Annotated in this window: 20 protein-coding genes; 11 read left to right on the top strand and 9 right to left on the bottom strand. The window is 52.7% G+C overall.

The features are described 5' to 3' along the window. Nucleotides 1–176: 176 nt before the first annotated feature. Nucleotides 177–491 (bottom strand): ArsR/SmtB family transcription factor, encoded by a 315-nt coding sequence (locus ACSZO4_RS14045; protein WP_437889600.1) that lies wholly within the window; start codon nucleotides 489–491, stop codon nucleotides 177–179. A gap of 175 nt (nucleotides 492–666) precedes the next feature. Here ACSZO4_RS14045 and fusA point away from each other — a divergent pair, with 175 nt between their 5' ends. Beyond that, nucleotides 667–2,769 (top strand): elongation factor G, encoded by a 2,103-nt coding sequence (gene fusA, locus ACSZO4_RS14050; protein WP_437889601.1) that lies wholly within the window; start codon nucleotides 667–669, stop codon nucleotides 2,767–2,769. Between the two features lie 71 nt (nucleotides 2,770–2,840). Here fusA and ACSZO4_RS14055 read toward each other — a convergent pair whose 3' ends face one another. The 3 genes from ACSZO4_RS14055 to ACSZO4_RS14065 are packed head-to-tail and all read right to left on the bottom strand — an operon-like array spanning nucleotide 2,841 to nucleotide 4,035. Continuing rightward, complete coding sequence (locus tag ACSZO4_RS14055) at nucleotides 2,841–3,341, bottom strand: DUF4865 family protein (RefSeq protein WP_437889602.1); 501 nt, start codon at nucleotides 3,339–3,341, stop codon at nucleotides 2,841–2,843. Continuing rightward, nucleotides 3,338–3,727 carry a tautomerase family protein gene (locus ACSZO4_RS14060; protein WP_437889603.1) on the bottom strand — a complete coding sequence of 130 codons (390 nt, stop codon included), beginning with the start codon at nucleotides 3,725–3,727 and terminating at the stop codon, nucleotides 3,338–3,340. Before ACSZO4_RS14060 ends, ACSZO4_RS14055 begins: the two co-directional genes overlap by 4 nt. Next, complete coding sequence (locus ACSZO4_RS14065) at nucleotides 3,727–4,035, bottom strand: carboxymuconolactone decarboxylase family protein (RefSeq protein WP_437889605.1); 309 nt, start codon at nucleotides 4,033–4,035, stop codon at nucleotides 3,727–3,729. The genes ACSZO4_RS14060 and ACSZO4_RS14065 overlap by 1 nt, the downstream gene beginning before the upstream one ends. Nucleotides 4,036–4,137: 102 nt before the next feature. Here ACSZO4_RS14065 and ACSZO4_RS14070 point away from each other — a divergent pair, with 102 nt between their 5' ends. From ACSZO4_RS14070 to ACSZO4_RS14085, 4 genes are all read left to right on the top strand, one after another. Beyond that, nucleotides 4,138–5,022, top strand: coding sequence for a LysR substrate-binding domain-containing protein (locus ACSZO4_RS14070; protein ID WP_437889607.1), 885 nt, complete (start codon nucleotides 4,138–4,140; stop codon nucleotides 5,020–5,022). A gap of 110 nt (nucleotides 5,023–5,132) precedes the next feature. Then, nucleotides 5,133–5,873 (top strand): hypothetical protein, encoded by a 741-nt coding sequence (locus ACSZO4_RS14075; RefSeq protein ID WP_437889608.1) that lies wholly within the window; start codon nucleotides 5,133–5,135, stop codon nucleotides 5,871–5,873. After that, nucleotides 5,866–6,543 (top strand): RES family NAD+ phosphorylase, encoded by a 678-nt coding sequence (locus tag ACSZO4_RS14080; RefSeq protein ID WP_437889609.1) that lies wholly within the window; start codon nucleotides 5,866–5,868, stop codon nucleotides 6,541–6,543. The genes ACSZO4_RS14075 and ACSZO4_RS14080 overlap by 8 nt, the downstream gene beginning before the upstream one ends. Nucleotides 6,544–6,719: 176 nt before the next feature. Then, complete coding sequence (locus ACSZO4_RS14085) at nucleotides 6,720–7,748, top strand: LLM class flavin-dependent oxidoreductase (protein ID WP_437889610.1); 1,029 nt, start codon at nucleotides 6,720–6,722, stop codon at nucleotides 7,746–7,748. Between the two features lie 53 nt (nucleotides 7,749–7,801). Here ACSZO4_RS14085 and ACSZO4_RS14090 read toward each other — a convergent pair whose 3' ends face one another. Beyond that, on the bottom strand, nucleotides 7,802–8,134 hold the full coding sequence (locus tag ACSZO4_RS14090; RefSeq protein WP_437889612.1) for a gamma-glutamylcyclotransferase family protein: 333 nt from the start codon (nucleotides 8,132–8,134) through the stop codon (nucleotides 7,802–7,804). Between the two features lie 477 nt (nucleotides 8,135–8,611). On the opposite strand from ACSZO4_RS14090, the gene ACSZO4_RS14095 reads away from it, so the two are divergent. Further along, a complete protein-coding gene (locus ACSZO4_RS14095; RefSeq protein WP_437889613.1) occupies nucleotides 8,612–10,405 on the top strand; it encodes an ATP-binding protein in 1,794 nt (597 codons plus the stop codon). A 192-nt stretch (nucleotides 10,406–10,597) separates the two neighbouring features. Here ACSZO4_RS14095 and ACSZO4_RS14100 read toward each other — a convergent pair whose 3' ends face one another. Next, complete coding sequence (locus ACSZO4_RS14100; RefSeq protein WP_437889615.1) at nucleotides 10,598–11,545, bottom strand: quinone oxidoreductase family protein; 948 nt, start codon at nucleotides 11,543–11,545, stop codon at nucleotides 10,598–10,600. Between the two features lie 76 nt (nucleotides 11,546–11,621). Between ACSZO4_RS14100 and ACSZO4_RS14105 the strand changes: the two genes are divergently transcribed. Next, nucleotides 11,622–12,092 (top strand): MarR family winged helix-turn-helix transcriptional regulator, encoded by a 471-nt coding sequence (locus tag ACSZO4_RS14105; RefSeq protein WP_437889617.1) that lies wholly within the window; start codon nucleotides 11,622–11,624, stop codon nucleotides 12,090–12,092. Between the two features lie 43 nt (nucleotides 12,093–12,135). Here ACSZO4_RS14105 and ACSZO4_RS14110 read toward each other — a convergent pair whose 3' ends face one another. Further along, on the bottom strand, nucleotides 12,136–12,789 hold the full coding sequence (locus ACSZO4_RS14110; RefSeq protein WP_437889618.1) for a GntR family transcriptional regulator: 654 nt from the start codon (nucleotides 12,787–12,789) through the stop codon (nucleotides 12,136–12,138). 129 nt (nucleotides 12,790–12,918) lie between these two features. On the opposite strand from ACSZO4_RS14110, the gene ACSZO4_RS14115 reads away from it, so the two are divergent. Continuing rightward, a complete protein-coding gene (locus ACSZO4_RS14115) occupies nucleotides 12,919–13,392 on the top strand; it encodes an OsmC family protein (protein ID WP_437889620.1) in 474 nt (157 codons plus the stop codon). Nucleotides 13,393–13,431: 39 nt separating this feature from the next. Here ACSZO4_RS14115 and hutI read toward each other — a convergent pair whose 3' ends face one another. Together hutI and hutU are read right to left on the bottom strand one after the other, a co-directional pair. Continuing rightward, nucleotides 13,432–14,637 (bottom strand): imidazolonepropionase, encoded by a 1,206-nt coding sequence (gene hutI / locus ACSZO4_RS14120; RefSeq protein WP_437889621.1) that lies wholly within the window; start codon nucleotides 14,635–14,637, stop codon nucleotides 13,432–13,434. A 52-nt stretch (nucleotides 14,638–14,689) separates the two neighbouring features. After that, the gene (hutU, locus tag ACSZO4_RS14125; protein WP_437889623.1) at nucleotides 14,690–16,366 is read right to left on the bottom strand and encodes a urocanate hydratase; all 1,677 of its coding nucleotides are present in this window, start codon (nucleotides 16,364–16,366) and stop codon (nucleotides 14,690–14,692) included. A gap of 498 nt (nucleotides 16,367–16,864) precedes the next feature. Between hutU and ACSZO4_RS14130 the strand changes: the two genes are divergently transcribed. Genes ACSZO4_RS14130 through ACSZO4_RS14140 form a run of 3 tightly spaced genes read left to right on the top strand, consistent with a single transcriptional unit; the run spans nucleotide 16,865 to nucleotide 19,287 of the window. Next, nucleotides 16,865–17,962, top strand: coding sequence for an ABC transporter ATP-binding protein (locus ACSZO4_RS14130; RefSeq protein WP_437889625.1), 1,098 nt, complete (start codon nucleotides 16,865–16,867; stop codon nucleotides 17,960–17,962). After that, nucleotides 17,959–18,603, top strand: a complete 645-nt coding sequence (locus ACSZO4_RS14135; RefSeq protein WP_437889627.1) for an ABC transporter permease — start codon at nucleotides 17,959–17,961, stop codon at nucleotides 18,601–18,603. The genes ACSZO4_RS14130 and ACSZO4_RS14135 overlap by 4 nt, the downstream gene beginning before the upstream one ends. 3 nt (nucleotides 18,604–18,606) lie before the next feature. Further along, a complete protein-coding gene (locus tag ACSZO4_RS14140) occupies nucleotides 18,607–19,287 on the top strand; it encodes an ABC transporter permease (protein WP_437889628.1) in 681 nt (226 codons plus the stop codon). Nucleotides 19,288–19,319 lie beyond the last annotated feature (32 nt).

Consider the following 19,319-nt stretch of genomic DNA (forward strand, 5'->3'; position numbering starts at 1 on the left):
AAAGATCAACAAACGGGGAAAAGATTCAAAAAAATCCCCCGACAATGTTGCCGGAGGATTTGTGTATAAGAGACAGCTCCTTGGGAGAGGGATCCCCAGAAAAAGATGCCCGCACAGACAGTCCCCTCGCCCCTTGCGAGAGGGCTAGGGTGAGGGGAAGCATACCACGCCGTTGTTTAGGATTTCCCTTCCTGCATCACCTGTAGCAACGTCGCCAGCAGGCCCGGAAAACGGGCATCTAAATCCTCCCGCCGCAACGAAATCATATTCTCTCGTCCCTGCGGACGCTGCCAGATAACGCCGCTGTCACGCAGTACGCGCCAGTGGTGGGTCATACTGGATTTCGCCATATCCTCCGGGCGCAGGGCGTTGCAACTCAGCTCGTTGCCCTCTGCCAGCTGACGAACAATCGACAGACGCAGCGGATTGCCGAGAGCCAGAAGGACGTTCTCCAGCAATATTTGTTCAGGCTCGGGATGATTAGGGATCATTTTACTCCTGCGGGTATTTGTGGGTTGAGCTATATCAACAATAGGTCAACCATTAAAAAATAGTTCGAACATACTCGTACAATGGGACTATTATACTCAACGAACCAACACGCGACCATAGTGGTCGCCACATTTATTAGCAAACTGAAATTGTCAAACTGACTAAGGACGCATCATGCCCCGACCCATCCCCCTCGAACGTTATCGCAACATCGGTATCTCCGCGCACATCGATGCCGGTAAAACGACAACCACTGAGCGCATCCTGTTTTACACCGGGATGAGCCACAAACTGGGTGAAGTACACGATGGCGCGGCAACCACTGACTGGATGGCGCAGGAGCAAGAGCGCGGAATTACCATTACCTCCGCCGCGGTTAGCTGCTTCTGGCCGGGCATGGACGGTGGATTTGAGCCGCACCGGATCAATATCATCGACACCCCAGGGCACGTGGATTTCACCATTGAGGTGGAACGTTCCATGCGTGTACTGGACGGTGCGGTGATGGTGTATGACTCCGTCGGCGGCGTACAGCCGCAATCAGAGACCGTCTGGCGGCAGGCCAACAAGTACCATGTGCCGCGCCTGGCTTTCGTCAACAAAATGGACCGCCCCGGTGCCGATTTCTTCCGGGTGGTGCAGATGATGATTGATCGCCTGAAGGCCAATCCGGTGCCGATTGTTGTCCCTATTGGCGCGGAGGAGCATTTCACCGGCGTGGTTGATCTGATTAAAATGCGCGCCATCGTCTGGGACGATGCCACCCAGGGCATGACCTTCAGCTATGCCCCGGTGCCGGAGGATTTACTGGTGAGCGCCGAGGAATGGCGGGAAAAAATGGTCTCTGCCGCCGCCGAAGCCAGCGACGCACTGATGGATAAATACCTGGAAACGGGCGATCTCGACGAAGCGGAAATCATCAACGGCCTGCGTATCCGCACCGTCGCGGGTGAGATCCAGCCGATGCTGTGCGGCAGCGCCTTTAAAAACAAAGGCGTGCAGCGCATGCTCGATGCGGTGGTGGAGCTGATGCCCTCGCCGCTGGATATCCCGGCGATTCAGGGCGTGGACGAAAAAGGTCAGCCTGCTGAGCGTCACCCGAGTGATGATGAGCCCTTCTCGGCGCTGGCGTTCAAGCTGATGACCGACCCGTACGTCGGCCAGTTAACCTTTATCCGCGTCTATTCCGGCGTGCTGAGAAAAGGTGACGCGGTATGGAACCCGGTGAAAGGTAAAAAAGAGCGCATTGGCCGTATCGTGCAGATGCATGCCAACGACAGACATGAAGTGGACGAACTGCGCGCTGGCGATATCGCTGCCTGCGTCGGGCTGAAAGATGTCACCACCGGCGACACCTTAAGTGACCCGGATAAGGTGATCACCCTGGAACGTATGGAATTCCCGGATCCGGTCATTTCGCTCGCCATCGAGCCGAAAACCAAAGCGGACCAGGAAAAAATGGGTATCGCCTTGCAGCGTCTGGCGTCTGAGGATCCATCCTTCCGCCTGCACACTGACGAAGAGTCCGGCCAGACCATTATCTCCGGGATGGGCGAGTTGCATCTGGAAATTATCGTGGATCGCATGAAACGCGAGTTTGGCGTGGAAGCGAATATTGGTCGCCCGCAGGTCACTTACCGCGAAACCCTGCGTAAAGCGGTGAAAGAGGTCGAAGGCAAATTTGTTCGTCAGTCCGGCGGGAAAGGGCAGTACGGTCACGTGGTGCTGAGCCTCGAACCGCTGACCGCGGGCAGTGGATTTGTGTTTGAAGATGCCACCAAAGGCGGCGTGGTACCGCGCGAGTTTATTCCGTCAGTGGAAAAAGGTCTGCGCGAAGCCATTAACAGCGGCGTGCTGGCGGGCTACCCGGTGGTTGACGTCAAAGCGACCCTGACCTTTGGTTCGTATCATGACGTTGACTCCTCGGAAATGGCCTTCCGTATGGCGGCGATCTTCGGTTTTAAAGAGGGCGCCCGCAGAGCGGATCCGGCTATTCTTGAGCCAGTTATGCATGTGGAAGTGGAAACGCCGGAGGACTATGCCGGGAATATTATGGGCGATCTCTCGTCCCGTCGCGGCATGGTGCAGGGGATGGAAGAGCGCTTTGGCAGCCAGATTATTCGTGCCGACGTACCGCTGGCCGAAATGTTTGGCTACGCCACCGCTCTGCGTTCCATGTCACAAGGGCGTGCAACCTATAGTATGGAGTTCCACCACTACGCCGAAGCCCCGCGCAACGTGGCTGAGGCGATCATCGCCAGTCGTGCAAAAGCGTAAACCTTAGCCCCGCTTCGGCGGGGTTTTTTATACGCCTCTCCCTGGGGATGAACATCTGCCCCGTGACCTTATTACGCCCCCGTCGCCACATAGCCAATGCGGTAATTCTCCCTGCCTGCTATTGGCATACTTCCCATATCAAGGCGCAATAACTGCCAGCGGCTGACATCCCAGGCGCAAAGCGGGCTGTGTAAAGTCAGCGCTGCCAGATCCGCATGTTCGGGGATGGGCGTTTTGCTCAGTGACAGATAAGCGGCGTTTTTAACCTCGTCAATCTGCGGCAGCCTGAGCGCCAGCCAGGTCTCAATTTGCGGCCAGCCGAAATCAGCGGTCAGTTTTTTAAAGCCTGCGCTCTGTAAAAAACGCGCCATCGCTTCTGCGTTTTGCCAGACATACAGCGGGGCATAACGGTTTTCCGGCGTTAATGCCTCCTCCCGACGGGAAAAGAGGTATGCCTTGAACAGCAGGCCCGGAAAGCCATTAAGTTTCGCGCCATTTTCTGCTATGCGCTGTTCAATGACCGCCATATCGTAGTCGGCAGGCAGGGTAAAACGGTATTGCATAACGATCATAGCGCCTCCTCAGACAGCATCCTGCCGTTACTGAAACTCCACTCGTCGGCGGTATTAAACTGAATCATCACCATCACATCGTCCGGCCGGATATCGAGCACCGCGTGAAGGCGGTCACTCAGCGTGCGGTACAGATTTTTTTTCTGTTCCCGCGATCGGGGCCTGCCAGCAAAGATATGAAACTGAATCAGGTTGTCGCTGCGGGTGCCACTTTTATAGTGGCGATCAAAGATCCGCAGTCGCTGAGGCAAGGCTTCAAAAATCTGAAAGCGATCGTCGGGCGGCACGGCAAACTCGGCCACCAGACACTGATGCAGCGTGTCGGAAATCAGCGCCAGATGCGCGTCACTGTAACCCTCGCGCAGTGTGATTCGGGTAAAGGGCATCAGTTTTGCTCCTCGTCCAGGCAGCCGAGAGCGGAAACGGCGGCAGGCCAGCCCGCGTAAAATGCCAGGTGGGTAAAGGCTTCGGCAATCTCTTCCCGGCTCAGGCCGTTTTGCCGGGCAAAATTGATATGCCAGGGCAGTTGCTGCACGCGACCCAGAGAGGTCAGCGCCCCCAGCGTTATCAGGCTGCGCTCGCGAGGCGTCAGAATGTCGCGTTGCCAGATATCCGCAAAAAGTACCTGCTGGCTGAGTTCAGCCAGCTTGGGTGCTATGCGGCTCAGCGTATTGCTATCGAGGGATTTAGCCATCACATATTCACTCCGTATTGACAGTGGACCGATTCTGGCGCGATAGTTTTGTCCTGAAAATCAAATTATATGCGGGTAACCATCCCGCATTTCAGGATGATAATGGATAAGCTCCCCTTAGCGCTCGACCTGGATGCGCTGCGCAGTTTTGTTACCGGCATCGAATCCGGCAGCTTTGCGCTGGCGGCGACCCGCCTTTGCCGCTCCACCTCCGCCGTCAGCGCCCAGTTGAAAAAGCTGGAGATGCAGTGCGGCGCTGAACTGGTGGTTAAGCGAGGGCGGCACCTCGCGCTGACGCATAACGGCGAGATCCTGATGAGCTATGCCCGTCGCTTGCTGGCGCTGAATGATGAAGTAATGCGGGCGATGAAGGGCGAGCAGTTGCAGGGAGAGATCCGCATCGGCATGCAGGAGGATTTTGGCGAATCCCTGATGCCAGGCATCCTGGGCGCGTTTAAGCGCCATCATCCGGGAGTGCGGATTATCGCCCGCGTGGATCGTAACCAGGCGCTGCTTTCGGCACTCGATGAAAATGCGCTGGATATGGCGCTGCTCTGGCAACCGGAAAATAATCCCGCTGCGGGCAGGCTGATTGGGCAGTGTCAGATGGCGTGGATCCAGCATCCTGATCTTGATATCGCCGGGCTGATTGCGCAGGGAGAACCGCTGCCGCTGGTGATGTTTGAAAGCCCGTGCCTGATGCGCGCGCGTGCCACGGCCTGTCTCGACCAGGCGGGTATTCCCTGGCGGATTGTCTTTATCAGCCACAGCCTGAGCGGTATCTGGGCGGCAGTACAGGCGGGCCTGGGCGTCACGCTGCGCACGCGGATTGGGATGCCGGGGAATTTATCGGTGACGACGAATCTGCTGCCGTCGGCGGGTAATCTGGGTATTACCCTTAAACAGGGGCAGGGCAGCGACGGGCGAGATGGCGCCCTGACGATGCTTAGCCAGTTGATGGAACAGGCGCTGATTTCAGTAAAATGATCCTGCGCGTTCTCTTCCGGAAACTGATAATCGTTATTGCTATGATTATTTGCTATGTTTATATATAACGAATATCACGAAGATCAGTCTTGAAAAAATCAGGAGGCGATATGGTCGCGAAGGTCCGTAATTCAGAGATAAAAAAGCAAACGAAGTATCTTTCTCTTGAGGACATCGATTTTACTAAAGTAGTAAAAGGCCCCCGTGATTTTCATGCAGAGGATCCGCAGGCCGATGAGTCAGACCAGTACGTTGTGATTAAACTGCCTTCATCCGTCGATCAGGATGATTTCCGGGTTGCTTTGATAAGCGCGGTTAATGCTCTGGCATCGGTCAAAGCAAAAAAGGACAGCTCACTTTCTTCAGTGCGGATGGACGAGCGGAACATTTTGATGGGTTTGATCACGCCTGAATCAAAAGTGGATATCAGCAATAAGGACTTATTCTCCTCGCGTAACGCAATACGTCTGGAAAAGCTAAAAGCGAATATTCTGGCTGATGCAAACTGGCTGTCTTCTCGCGAAGTGTCGGCAATGGCCAGCGTTAATTCAAATAATACCAGCGCTGCTCCGAATCGATGGAAGCATGCAAACAAAATTTTTGCCCTGACCATTCAGGGGAAAGACTATTTCCCGCAATATGCACTGGATGCAGGCGGGCAACCTCTGCCAGTGATGAAAAAGATTATCGAGTGTTTTGGTGAGTCCAGGACAGCATGGTCGCTGGCCATCTGGTTGGGCACGCCGAACGGTTGGCTCAATAAAGCCAAACCGAAAGATCTGCTGTTAACAATGCCTGGTAAAGTTATGCAGGCTGCGGAAGAAGAAAAAGCAGGAGCACGGCATGGCTGAAGATTATCCAGAAAAGGAATTCAGGGTGTCATTGCCGACTGTGTCAACCAACGTGAGTACAAAAAAATGGAGAGCAGGACAACCGATTGAGCGTATCCATCGTCCGCAATATTCGGCTTTGCAGTTCAACCCTGGTACTCATTCGGGACGAGGGGCGCGTTTTAGTCCTTTCAAAGATAGTACCGGAAAAAATGTCCCCACTCTTTATGGCGGTGAGTCTTCCGCGGTGGCCCTGATGGAAACCCTGTTTCATGATCTGCCAATTGGTTGTATGGGGTTAAATTTTGACATGGGAAAACCTGGCAATCATGTACGCAGTAAGTTGATTCCCTCTATCGATTTGGCGCTGGTCAATATTACTCCGATGACGATGAGACGCTGGGGCATTACACAGGCAGAGCTGTTGGGCTCTGATATGACCGAATATCCGATAACCCAAAAATGGGCTGAACGTATTCATCATGATAATCCTTTGGCTAAAGGTATCCAGTGGCCTTCAAAACAGCATGGTGGAAAGGCCGTTATGCTTTTTGGTGACAGGATAAAAGACAGTGACCTTGAGGTTATGATCGAATCCGAAGCGGTGACTGAGTCTGATGAAGTGCTTTATGCCCTGTATGATCTGGCCGATGAACTGGATCTTGTTTTGCTACCACAAGGTCTTGAATAACGTTGGTATGATTTCTTTGTCAATTATTTTGAATCTATATGTTAAACAAATGATATTTATTCTCATCAGTTAATGCGTAGAGTAGTGGCATTAAGGCAGATTCGACATCCGTTGTTATTAGCTTCGTTGTGATGCCTGACTGTCGGTATTTCCCTGAGAATAAGGATTCAAACGCCATGAAAAAGATCGGCTTTTTGTCATTTGGCCACTGGACGCCATCACCGCAGTCCGGTACCCGGTCGGCGGCTGACGCCCTGCTGCAATCCATCGATCTGGCGGTTGCCGCCGAGGAGCTGGGTGCGGACGGCGCGTATTTCAGGGTGCACCATTTTGCCCGTCAACTGAGTTCGCCGTTTCCGCTGCTGGCCGCGATAGGGGCGAAAACCAGTAATATCGAAATTGGTACCGGCGTTATTGATATGCGCTATGAAAATCCGCTGTATATGGCCGAAGATGCAGGCGCTGCGGATCTGATTTCCGGTGGGCGTTTGCAGCTCGGCATCAGCCGCGGGTCTCCGGAGCAGGTGATCGATGGCTGGCGCTATTTTGGCTATCAGCCGGCGGAAGGTGAAAACGAGTCGGATATGGCGCGTCGTCACACCGAAGTGCTGCTGGAGACACTGCGCGGGGAAGGCTTTGCCAAACCCAATCCGCAACCGATGTTCCCTAATCCGCCAGGGCTGCTGCGCCCGGAACCTTTCTCTGAAGGTTTGCGTGAGCGCATCTGGTGGGGCGCTGGCTCCAATGCAACCGCAGTATGGGCCGCGAAGCTTGGGATGAATCTGCAAAGCTCGACGCTGAAAGATGACGAAACCGGCGAGCCGTTCCACATTCAGCAGGCCAAACAGATCCGTGCTTACCGTGAAGCCTGGGCGCAGGCCGGGCATACGCGCACGCCGCGCATCTCCGTGAGCCGCAGTATTTTTGCTCTGATGGATAACCGTGACCGGGCCTACTTTGGCGCCAGCAGTAACGACAGCGATAAGGTCGTTTTCCTTGATGAGAAGACCCGCGCCATCTTCGGGCGCAGCTACGCCGCCGAGCCGGACAAGCTGGTGGAGCAGTTAAAACAGGATGAAGCTATTGCTGAAGCAGACACCTTACTGCTGACCGTGCCCAACCAGTTAGGCGTTGACTACAACGTGCATGTGATCGAAGCCATTCTCAAACATGTGGCTCCGGCCATGGGCTGGCGCGACGCGTAAGCGCGTGAAGGGATGCAAAACGCCTCACATTTGTTTCAGTGTGAGGCGTTTTTTTATATCACCTGAGGCTGTAACTGATAAATCCATGCCCTGAGCTGCTGCCCGTCCTGCGTGGTAACCGTGACTTCAACGCGATCGTAGCCGTCTTCAAACTCATCCAGCATTGGCCAGTGGGCTGCAAGACTGGCGGAAATAAACAGATATCCGTGGACCTGCGGCCCGCGCTCATCCAGAACAATCCCCGGAAAATCCGCCGCCGCTCCCCAGCCACGTTCATAGAAGGTGCCGGTTACGTAACCCGCCAGCCATTCACCCCCGATGTTTTCCATAATATGGGCATTCGAGTGGCCCGGACGTAACGTACCGTAGACAAATAAGCGTTCCATTTTTTCTCGCCAGTCAAAGCAGAAGTCCCCCGCGGGGAAAGATAATGCTCAAAATACGGGGGAATGGTGCAGAGTGCAAATGAAATGGCTGGTATTATGAAGTTTGTAAAATACAAAAAACACTTAATATAAATTTTCAGATTTTACACCTTTACATTGTTATTAACTAACAATGATAAGTTAATTGTCATTGTTGCATGTTCGAAATGTGTATAATTTATTTTTTATCTATCAATTGGTATTTGTAAATATTTTCTGACATAATTGTATATTTTCAAGGGTTAGATGTTATTGGTGATAATTGGATTGGTTCTTTCTTTTTTTATGATTAGTATAGGTGCGGTCTATCCAGATCTGACTGAGTGATGTAACATGACTTCATCTTAATTAATTTATGTAAATATGTAGCGAAATAATAATTCGCACTTTGTCTTAAGTTCTACAGCGTAATGTACATCTAAATATTTTGGTGAAAATATGCAAATAAAAATCAACAGGAATTACAAATCGATTCCAGAACAAATAGCTTTTGAACTTCCAAGTTTTAGTGTGATTACGGGAAGAAATGGAAGTGGAAAAAGCCATCTGCTTGAAGCTATGACGGATAAAAACACTTCAACAATTACAGATTCAAATATCGAAATAAGAAAAATTCAGCTTATTGGTTTTGGAGGGCTTAACCCTAAGATTGATGAAATATGTGACCCTCGGCAGATCTCACAAAATGCAAAAGATTGGTGGGAACAGATTGAACAATATCAGGTTAATTATAAGCGAGCTATTAGTAATGGGCAAATGAATCATGGCTCAATTACAGATTTTTTGTCCCAGTGGGGATTTAACGAAGCACTGTTCAATATAATAAAAAGTATTATGAATAAAACTTCGAAATCATTTGAAGATTTAAACGAGGATGACGTTTATTTTAACATTAACTTGATGGACTTTAATCAAAATTCAATATTTTCATCGCAATTAGCCCTTGTATTCAAAACCTACCATGTTAGATACATAAAAAATGAATTTCAATTATTTAGAAATTTAAAAAACAATACTAATTTCCCCACGCTAACAGATGAGGAATTTTTCAAAAAATATGGGCCTAAACCATGGGTTTTAGTAAATGATATACTTTCTAAAGCTGGTCTTACCTATGAGGTTGTTAGCCCTGAATATATCGATATAGAATCAACATATAAATTGCATTTAATAGATAAATCTAATGGGACAGAAATTTCTGCCAATGATTTATCAACAGGGGAGAAAGTGTTAATGTCACTCGCTCTAGCGATATATAACACTCAGGAGTCATCTGAAAAGCCTGATTTGTTAATATTAGACGAGCCTGATGCCCCCCTCCATCCTCAATATTCAAAACTTTTGATTGAGACTCTAAAAGATGTAGTGGTGGAAAAGGCTGGTGTCCGAGTTATTCTGACAACACACTCACCTTCCACTGCCGTAATGTGTCCTAATAATTCTCTTTTCGAAATGAACAGGGAAACAAAACTACCTGAGATGATTAGTACGAATCGTGGAATTGAAGTTCTGACAGATGGAATACCTCATCTCAAAGTGTCGATCGATAGTCGACGACAGATATTTGTGGAAAGCAAATATGACGTTCTATATTATCAGCGCCTATTCCAGATCGTTCATAGATTTGAGCATATGGCTTATCAGCCAATATTTTTAGAACCACATAGCGGCACGTCAAACTGTTCAGATGTTGAATCAATTGTTACAAAGCTTAGTGAGGCTGGTAGTGATGTTGTAAGAGGTATAATCGACTGGGATGGATCGAGAAAAGAAAAACCACCAATACATATTTTAGGAAAAGGTCGAAGGTATGCAATAGAAAATTATTTGCTCGATCCACTTTATATCGCATTTGCACTTGTTCGGGTAGGGAAGGAAAAATTAACTGATTTTTCTGTTAACAATCTTGTGACTTATGTTGATATAAGCAAAATTCCTAAAGGAAACGCTCAAGATATTTCTGACAGCCTGATTCTTATGATGGGGATTAAACTTGAAAAATATGTTTCATGTGTTCTTCAAAATGGTTGGGAGATTAATATACCTGAAGAGTTTCTTTGTATGAAAGGACATGATTGGGAAAATCTTTTACTCATGAAAATTCCAGAGTTGAAATCCATATCAAGTAAGTCTGGAGATTCTGGGTTAAAACTTGGGATGTTACAAGTGATTGATGAGTTTCCACAGTTTTTATCAAAAGATATTCGTGATACTTTTATGTCAATAAACTAGTATGTATTGATTTAAAAAATTTCTTGCCATGTTTTTTGAATGCTGGAAATTAATAAAAATTTAGTACTAATAAAAAATTTTAAGTCCTCCCATTCTCCACTCATTTTAAACAGCTATATCAATCTTTAGGAAAACACGCAAATCTAACCCAGGGCTGTTTGCGCAGCCCTGATAAGCCACAACGTCGAGTAATTACCCCATCACAAACACGGTGCGATTTTTGCTGTCGTCCTGCGGCCAGGCCTGGGCGACATCAGCCAGGGGGACGATTTTATGGGCAATCGCAAACTTTCCGTCAACGGCGGCATTGAGCATATTCCCGGTGGCCTGCACCAGTTCCGTCATGGTGAGGCTGCCAATACCGCTGCCCATTAACTGGACAGGGGACGAACGTAGCACCGCACCGGGCAGGTTTATCTCCTGGCCCATCAGGGCGCCAACCTGTACATAGCGCACCGGCGCGGTGCCCGGCGTGTGTTTCGCCAGTGCGATAAGCAATTGTTCAGCGCTGTGTCCCCACAGATAATCGATAACCACATCAATCTGTTCTGCGGCCTCGCTGGCAAACATTTGGCCCAGCGTTTTTTCATCTTCCGTCAGTAACACCAGGGCGTCGGCATCAAGGCTGGTAAGCGCCTGCCGATCGCGACCGGTGGCAATGATTTTTTTGGCCCCAAGGAAGCGGGCAATCTGCACGGCCAGCTTCCCGGCGCTGCCGGTCGCGCCATTTATCAGCACGGTTTCACCCGCTTTAAAACCTGCACGGTTCACCAGCGCCGCCCAGGCGGACATGCCGGGATTGGCCATTGCCGCTGCGGTGGCGTCGTCAAGCTCGTCCGGCAAGGGCAGACAATGCCTGTGACTGACCGGGGCGTATTGTGCCATGCTGCCCCAGGGTGACGGTGGAAAGACAAAATAGACGCGCTGCCCGTCTGGCGTGACGCCCACGCCATCCGCCCCGGCAATAAAGGGCAAAACCCCCTCAAAACTGTAATGCTTTCCCGAAGCGCGGCTTTTCACAACATGGCTGATAGCCGAGGCGCTAACGGTAATAATCTGCTGATCCTGCCCGGCGACGGGCTGCGCGAAATCCGCGTAAATCGGCCCCTGCGCGGGCTCAAAAACGACTGCTGCTTTCATAAAGGTATCTCCATCAGATTAATATGTGTAAAATGCACATAATTGATGGCACTACTGTATAGCGGGAAGAAACTATATGCAATATGCACATAAAAATTATGACGTGACGGATTTTCACGGCGCGTTGCTGGATATCATTGGAGTGATGAACCATCCGCGGATCGATGAAACGCTACTGGCTGCGGCAGATGTCAAACTCGATCAGATCCTGTTCCCGCTGTTAATCACCATCGGGCGCTATGGCCCGATCGGGGTTGTGGATCTGGCTGACCGGGTGGGGCGCGATTACACCACGGTGAGCCGTCAGGTGAAGCGCTTGCAGGAGATGGCGCTGGCGCAAAAAAATCCCGGCGGTCGCGACAAAAGGATCAGTGAGGTGACGTTGACAGCCCAGGGCGAGGCGCTGACCAGCAGCATCGCCAGCGCCCGGCAGATCCTGATGAACGAGATTTTTGCCGACTGGCAGGAAGAGGACGTGAAGCAGCTCTTTCGTTTAGTGCGGCAATATGCCCAAGGCCTGGAAGAAAAAGCGCACCCGAAAGAGTAAACCTTGATACAGCGGGCTGCTGCTCGCTGCACCTGCGGTTGCATTATTTCTGCCGGATCTGGCTGCTGACGAATATCTTCAGCGTCTCCCCGGCGGCGGTAATATGGCGCACTGTCTCAGCCCTGGCGCGTTGTGCATCGCCCTGCTGGCAGGCGGTTAGAATGGCGTTATGATCGTCCTGGAACTTAGGCGTGTCAGAAAGCAGCCGCTGTTGCAGATATTCATATCGCTCAATCTGATTGCGTAAATCATCGATCATGCTCAGCAGGCGCTGGTTTTTGCAGCCCTGATATAAAAGATCATGAAACTCACGGTTATATAAACCCTGTTTTTCAAACCCTGACGCCTGGCCGAGAAGCTGATGGGTCAGCTGTGCCCTTACCAGGGTATCGGCATCCAGGTTCGGCACACTCTGTAAGATGGCTTCCCCTTCCAGCAGGGCGCGTAGCTGATAAATCTCGTCAATATCCTCACCGCCAAGGGTTTTGACCACCGCGCCGCGATTTCTGAAAATCTCAACCATACCTTCCCGTTCCAGCTGCTGGATAGCTTCTCGCATGGGAATGCGGCTTACCGAAAACTGAGCGGCGAGATCCCGTTCCACCAGCCGTTCGCCATCGGAAAGCGTACCGTTATTAATCATCTTTTTAAGCTCGTCAGCGAGCATGCTGGCGGTCGACTGACCTGTCAGGCTCATAAATATCCCCTTTATTTTATGGAATAATGGTATACCATATGCGAAATGGAGTCCAGAACCGCATGGGTATGGGTAGCCAGCACCCGGGTTCCACATCATTCACAATGCAACAGGGCAGGAGCAGAAGAAATGGCAGAAAGGCAGCATCACTACCAGGTCAACATCATGTGGACGGGAAATAAAGGGCAGGGAACGGAGTCTTATAAAGCGTACAGCCGCGATTATGTGATTTCCGCAGGCCAGAAAGCGGATATTTCCGGCTCGTCAGATCCGGCTTTTCTTGGGGATGCGACGCGCTGGAACCCGGAAGATCTGCTGGTCGCCTCGGCTTCAGCCTGCCATAAACTGTGGTATCTGCATCTGTGCGCAGAAGCAGGCATCAGCGTCTATTCCTATCTTGATCGGGCAGAAGGAACCATGACTGAAGGGAAAAAGGGCTGTTTCACCGGGATCGTGCTAAAACCCGAAATAACGCTGCGCCCCGGCGATGATATCCAGCGCGCTTATGCCCTGCATCACCGGGCGCATGAACTCTGTTATATCGCTAATTCACTTAATTTCCCGGTGTTATGTGAGCCAGTGATAACCCATAGCCAGGCCTGAATCTCCATTTCAGCAGCAGACCGGTGATATTTGCCGGTCTCAGTTTGTCGTCTGCTGGCCCTGATAGATAACCTGATTTGCAAGTGTTCCCCCCAGCCAGTAGCTCAGTTCTGCGGGGTGATTGACCTCCCAGGCGACAAAGTTGGCGATTTTCCCGGGGGCTAAGGTTCCACACCGATCGCCGATCCCCAGCGCGCGGGCAGCGTGGGCGGTCACCCCCGCCAGCGCTTCCTCCGGGGTAAGCCGGAACAGGGTGCAGGCCATATTCATCATCAGCCGCAGAGATAACACCGGGGACGTCCCCGGATTAAGGTCACTGGAAATGGCAATGGGCACCTGATACTGCCGCAATAAAGCGACCGGCGGCAGCTGGGTTTCGCGCAGGAAATAGAACGCGCCCGGCAGCAGCACCGCCGTGGTGCCGTGCTCTGCCATCAGTGCAATATCGCTTTCGCAAAGGTATTCCAGATGATCGGCTGAGAGGGCGTTATAGCGTGCCGCCAGCCCGGCGCCATGCAGTAACGAGAGCTGCTCGGCGTGGAGTTTCACCCCCAGCCCGAGCTGTTGCGCTTTGCGAAATACCCGTTCAACCTGGGCGGGTGAAAAGGCCAGATGTTCACAAAAAGCATCCACGGCATCCACCAGGCCTTCCCCATGCAGGCGCGGGAGCCAGGCTTCACACACCTCATCAATATAGGCGTCACTGCGCCCCTGGTATTCCGGCGGCAGGGCATGGGCGGCAAGGCAGGTGCTGTGGATGCTCAGCGGCAGGGCTTCGCCAAGTTTGCGGATAACGCGCAGCATTTTGCGCTCATCTTCAAAGCTCAGACCGTAACCGGATTTAATCTCAAGCGTGGTTACGCCATCCTGGCGCAGGGCATTAATACGCCGCAGGGCGCTGTCGAAAAGTTGCTGCTCATCTGCGGCGCGGGTAGCTTTGACACTGCTGGCAATCCCGCCTCCGGCGGCGGCAATCTCGGCATAGCTTGCCCCCTGGAGGCGCATCTCAAACTCCTGGCTGCGATCGCCGCCAAACACGCTATGGCTGTGACAGTCAATCAGGCCCGGCGTTACCAGCCTGCCTTGCAGGTCATGCTCGGCGTCGACGGCTATTGCCGGGCACCCGGCCTCGTCACCGATCCACAGCAGTTGTAGGCCATCGGTTATCAGTGCGCCGTGGGGGATAAGGTTATAGTTGCCATTTTCCATGGTGGCTATCTGGCAGTGACGCCATAGGGTACGCATAGGCTTGCTCTCGTGATGGCATGGCACGGAGTGACTCCGTGCCACAAAGGGATTACTTATTCAGCATCGGCAGATTGAGGCCATGCTCCTTCGCGCAGTCGATGGCAATCTCGTAGCCGGCATCGGCATGGCGCATAACGCCGGTAGCCGGATCGTTGCTCAGCACGCGGGCAATACGTTCGTCGGCTTCATCGCTGCCGTCACAGACAATCACCATCCCGGAGTGCTGGGAGAAGCCCATCCCCACGCCGCCGCCGTGGTGCAGGGACACCCAGGTCGCGCCGCTGGCGGTATTGAGCAGGGCATTGAGCAGCGGCCAGTCGGAAACGGCATCTGAACCATCTTTCATCGCTTCGGTTTCCCGGTTCGGGCTGGCGACGGAGCCGGAGTCGAGGTGATCGCGGCCAATAACAATCGGCGCCGAGACTTCGCCGCGTCGTACCATTTCATTAAAGGCCAGCCCCAGTCGGGCGCGTTGCCCCAGTCCGACCCAGCAGATTCGTGCTGGCAGCCCCTGGAAACTGATGCGCTCTTTCGCCATATCCAGCCAGCGGTGCAGATGTTTATCGTCAGCGATCAGCTCTTTGACTTTTTCATCGGTCCGATAGATATCCTGCGCCTCGCCGGAGAGCGCCGCCCAGCGGAATGGCCCGATCCCCCGGCAGAACAGCGGGCGAATATAGGCTGGCACAAAGCCTGGGAAATCAAAGGCGTTGCTGACGCCCATCTCTTTGGCCATCTGACGAATATTGTTGCCGTAATCAAAGGTCGGAATGCCCTGCTGCTGGAAGGCGAGCATCGCTTTGACATGCTCCGCCATGGAGGCTTTAGCCGCCTGCACTACCACCGCAGGCTCGATGAGCGAACGTTCGCGGTACTCTTCCCATCTCCAGCCTGCGGGCAGATAGCCATTCAGAGGATCGTGGGCGCTGGTCTGGTCGGTGACCATATCCGGGCGCACGCCGCGTTTGACCATCTCCGGTAAGATTTCCGCCGCATTGCCGTGCAGGGCAATAGAAACCGCTTTGCCTTCTGCGGTGTAGCGTTTGAGCCGCGCCAGCGCATCATCCAGCGAGCTGGCCTGTTCGTCCACATAGCCGGTACGCAGACGAAAATCGATACGCGATTGCTGGCACTCAATATTCAGGGAGCAGGCACCGGCAAGGGTGGCGGCCAGCGGCTGCGCGCCGCCCATACCGCCCAGCCCGGCGGTCAGTACCCAGCGGCCGCTCAGTGAGCCGTTATAGTGCTGACGACCCGCCTCGACAAAGGTTTCATAGGTGCCCTGTACGATCCCCTGGCTGCCAATATAGATCCAGGATCCGGCGGTCATCTGCCCGTACATGGCCAGTCCTTTGGCATCAAGTTCGTTAAAGTGCTCCCAGTTGGCCCAGTGAGGCACCAGGTTGGAGTTGGCGATCAGCACGCGCGGGGCATTGGTATGGGTTTTAAATACGCCAACCGGTTTGCCGGATTGCACCAGCAGGGTTTCATCGTCATTCAGCTCTTTTAATGCCGCGACCATTTTATCGAAGCACTCCCAGTTACGCGCCGCGCGGCCAATTCCCCCGTACACCACCAACTCTTTGGGATTCTCTGCGACATCGGGATCAAGGTTATTCATCAACATACGCAGCGGGGCTTCGGTCAGCCAGCTTTTGGCATTCAGGGTTGTGCCGCGTGGGGCTCTGATCTCAACGTCGCGATAACGGGAAAATTCACTACTCATGTGCTGTACCTTCTTTCTTTAATAGCTGGGGAGATGCACACCGGGAACAGCGATGTTCCTGCGGCGTTCTTGTATATACATGATAAGCACATATGATGCCAGAATGATCTATTTATTTTTTATTCATTAAAAACAATGTATTAATTTATTTTTCATTTGTTTTCCTACTGAGGAATGAGAGTGGAGTGCGGCTTTTCGCCTTTTGTTGGTGCAGTTAAGCCATGCTTTGAACGATTTTGGTGCAAAAAGAAAGGAGGTTTTGCAGACTGAAGCCCTGATTATGCAGGGGGTAATCAGCCCTTAATAGCTAAAATCGGCTTTTTTTGTTTCACTGTGGTTAAGTAATTTGTTGTTTTTACTTTGTTTTGTCATTTTTAGCGGTTGTTGGGATTGCGATATGGCACATGGCTTGCAAGTTGTACATACAAGAATATACATAATCTGTTTTGCACTGCCGTTTTAACCTGTACGGCAGGATGATGACCATAAGGCGTGACGATGATTACTTTCAACAATGTGACCAAGCATTACGACGACGGCACCGTTGTCGTGGATGGCCTGAATCTGGTTGCGCCAGGCGGGAAAATTACCGTGCTGGTCGGGCCCTCCGGCTGCGGGAAAACCACCTCACTGCGCATGATCAACCGACTGGTGGAGCCATCCTCCGGCACCATTTTGCTCAATGGCGAGTCCACCGCACAGATGGACGTGGTGCAACTGCGTCGGCGGATTGGCTACGTTATCCAGAATGCGGGGTTATTCCCACATAAAAATATCATCGACAACATCGCGACCACCGCCATGCTCAATGGCGTGACAAAAAGTAAAGCCAGGAGTCGGGCAGCGGAACTGCTGGAAGTTGTGGGCTTAGCGCCGCAGCTGGCAAAACGCTACCCGTGGCAGCTTTCCGGCGGGCAGCAACAGCGCGTCGGGGTCGCCCGCGCGCTGGCGGCAGATCCCGAATTTATGCTGATGGATGAGCCCTTTAGCGCCGTTGACCCGGTGGTGCGTGAACAATTGCAGGAAGAGTTTTTGCGCATTCAGAAAGAGGTGAGCAAGACCATCATTATGGTCACTCACGATATTGATGAAGCAATGAAGCTCGGCGATCGGGTGGCGGTGCTCAAACCCGGCGGCAAACTGGCGCAATTGGCAACCCCTGCGGAACTGCTGAACGCCCCGCAGAGCGAATTTGTGGCCGATTTTATTGGCCGCGATCGTGGCTATCGCAAACTCAGTTTTCACAGCACCGGCGCGTTGCCCGCGCTGCATCCCGACCCCCTTGTTGAGATGGGAACCGACGTTGCTCAGGCGCGCAGCATCGCCAGCCAACCCTGGGTGCTGGTGACGCACAAGGGTAAAGCCTGCGGCTGGTTTGATACCCGCCAGCAGGTGGAAACCATTACCCCGGAAACCGTCAATCTTGGCGCAACTTTTTACCCCCAGGGCGGCACTTTGCGCCAGTTGCTGGACTCAGCCCTGAGCTCACCCTGCCATCGCGCCGTGGTGATTGACGAGCAGCTTGCCCCTCTGGGAACGCTGGCGCTGGAAAACGTGCTGGATGCCTGCAAGTCAATGTCTGCGGAGGCGCTATGAGATTTGACTGGCTGTGGGCGCAGAGCGACAAGATTTTCAGCCTGTTGCTGTGGCATTGCTATCTGTCAATTACGCCGATTGTTATCGGCCTGCTGCTTGCCATTCCTGCAGGCTGGGCGGTCTACAGTATGCCGAAAGCTAAAGGCGTCATTCTGAATCTGTTCGGATTGCTGTACACCATCCCGTCGCTGGCGCTGTTTGTGCTGCTGCCGCCGCTGTTAAACACCCGGATCCTCGACCCGATAAACGTGGTGGTGGCGCTGACCATTTACAGCTTCGCGCTGCTGGTGCGCACCGTCTGCGACGGGCTGGATTCGGTCTCCGCCGATACCCGCCAGTCAGCCTTCGCGCTGGGCTATAAACCGGTGCAGCAATTTTTTCAGGTAGAGCTGCCTCTGGCGGTGCCGGTTATCGGTTCTGGCCTGCGTGTGGCGGTGGTCTCTAACGTCAGTATTGTCTCGGTCGCCGCGCTGATTGGCGCCCCACAGCTCGGCTCGTTGTTTACTCAGGGTTTTCAGTTGCAGTTCCTTACCCCAATCATCGCCGGGATTGTGCTCTGTATTGCGCTGGCGTTTGTTCTGGATTGTCTGGTGGTCGCCATCACCCGTGCGTTAAGCCGCTGGCAGCCGAAAAGGGGATAACTTATGTCTGAATGGTTTTTTGATCTCAGCCACTGGTATGGCGATGACGGCATTGTGCCTCTGCTGTTGCAGCATATGGCCTATAGCGCAGTGGCGCTGGCTATCGCCATTGCCATTGCTTTTCCGGTGGGGTGTTACACCGGGCATACCGGTAAAGGCGAAGCCTTGCTGATAGGGACGACCAACGCCCTGCGCTCACTGCCTTCCTTTGGGCTGATCATTTTGCTGGTGATCCTGCTGGCGGGCTATTTCGAATCGGATATGGCCTTTGTGCTGCCGTGCATCATTGTGCTGGTGGTGCTGGCGCTGCCGCCGGTAGCCCTTGGCGTCCATGCGGGGATCCGCTCGCTGGATCCCAATGTTTATGACGCCGCCAGAGGCATTGGCCTCACGCCGTTACAGGTGTTGATGCAGGTGGAATTGCCCTGCGCCATGCCGCTTATCCTCTCCGGTATTCGTAGCGCGACTCTGCAAATTGTCTCCACGGCGACCATTGCGGCTTATGTGTCGCTGGGCGGCCTGGGACGCCTGATTATTGACGGCCGCGCGGCGAACGATTTTGCCCAGATGACCGCAGGTGCGGTGCTGGTCGCGCTGCTGGCGCTGATTATTGATGTCTTTTTCTCTCTCTGCGAGAAATTCGTGGTGTCAGCGGGGATTTCCCGACGCACCAAAAACCAGTGATGTTTCGCCCATTAATTACAGAAGGTTAATTC

This window comes from Phytobacter sp. V91 (assembly GCF_965644225.1).
Taxonomy (GTDB): domain Bacteria; phylum Pseudomonadota; class Gammaproteobacteria; order Enterobacterales; family Enterobacteriaceae; genus CBFFRJ01.

Coding starts and splice junctions, on each gene's coding strand:
- ACSZO4_RS14045 (WP_437889600.1), bottom strand. CDS start 491: ATGATCCCTAATCATCCCGAGCCTGAACAAATATTGCTGGAGAACGTC.
- fusA (WP_437889601.1), top strand. CDS start 667: ATGCCCCGACCCATCCCCCTCGAACGTTATCGCAACATCGGTATCTCC.
- ACSZO4_RS14055 (WP_437889602.1), bottom strand. CDS start 3,341: ATGATCGTTATGCAATACCGTTTTACCCTGCCTGCCGACTACGATATG.
- ACSZO4_RS14060 (WP_437889603.1), bottom strand. CDS start 3,727: ATGCCCTTTACCCGAATCACACTGCGCGAGGGTTACAGTGACGCGCAT.
- ACSZO4_RS14065 (WP_437889605.1), bottom strand. CDS start 4,035: ATGGCTAAATCCCTCGATAGCAATACGCTGAGCCGCATAGCACCCAAG.
- ACSZO4_RS14070 (WP_437889607.1), top strand. CDS start 4,138: ATGGATAAGCTCCCCTTAGCGCTCGACCTGGATGCGCTGCGCAGTTTT.
- ACSZO4_RS14075 (WP_437889608.1), top strand. CDS start 5,133: ATGGTCGCGAAGGTCCGTAATTCAGAGATAAAAAAGCAAACGAAGTAT.
- ACSZO4_RS14080 (WP_437889609.1), top strand. CDS start 5,866: ATGGCTGAAGATTATCCAGAAAAGGAATTCAGGGTGTCATTGCCGACT.
- ACSZO4_RS14085 (WP_437889610.1), top strand. CDS start 6,720: ATGAAAAAGATCGGCTTTTTGTCATTTGGCCACTGGACGCCATCACCG.
- ACSZO4_RS14090 (WP_437889612.1), bottom strand. CDS start 8,134: ATGGAACGCTTATTTGTCTACGGTACGTTACGTCCGGGCCACTCGAAT.
- ACSZO4_RS14095 (WP_437889613.1), top strand. CDS start 8,612: ATGCAAATAAAAATCAACAGGAATTACAAATCGATTCCAGAACAAATA.
- ACSZO4_RS14100 (WP_437889615.1), bottom strand. CDS start 11,545: ATGAAAGCAGCAGTCGTTTTTGAGCCCGCGCAGGGGCCGATTTACGCG.
- ACSZO4_RS14105 (WP_437889617.1), top strand. CDS start 11,622: ATGCAATATGCACATAAAAATTATGACGTGACGGATTTTCACGGCGCG.
- ACSZO4_RS14110 (WP_437889618.1), bottom strand. CDS start 12,789: ATGAGCCTGACAGGTCAGTCGACCGCCAGCATGCTCGCTGACGAGCTT.
- ACSZO4_RS14115 (WP_437889620.1), top strand. CDS start 12,919: ATGGCAGAAAGGCAGCATCACTACCAGGTCAACATCATGTGGACGGGA.
- hutI (WP_437889621.1), bottom strand. CDS start 14,637: ATGCGTACCCTATGGCGTCACTGCCAGATAGCCACCATGGAAAATGGC.
- hutU (WP_437889623.1), bottom strand. CDS start 16,366: ATGAGTAGTGAATTTTCCCGTTATCGCGACGTTGAGATCAGAGCCCCA.
- ACSZO4_RS14130 (WP_437889625.1), top strand. CDS start 16,865: ATGATTACTTTCAACAATGTGACCAAGCATTACGACGACGGCACCGTT.
- ACSZO4_RS14135 (WP_437889627.1), top strand. CDS start 17,959: ATGAGATTTGACTGGCTGTGGGCGCAGAGCGACAAGATTTTCAGCCTG.
- ACSZO4_RS14140 (WP_437889628.1), top strand. CDS start 18,607: ATGTCTGAATGGTTTTTTGATCTCAGCCACTGGTATGGCGATGACGGC.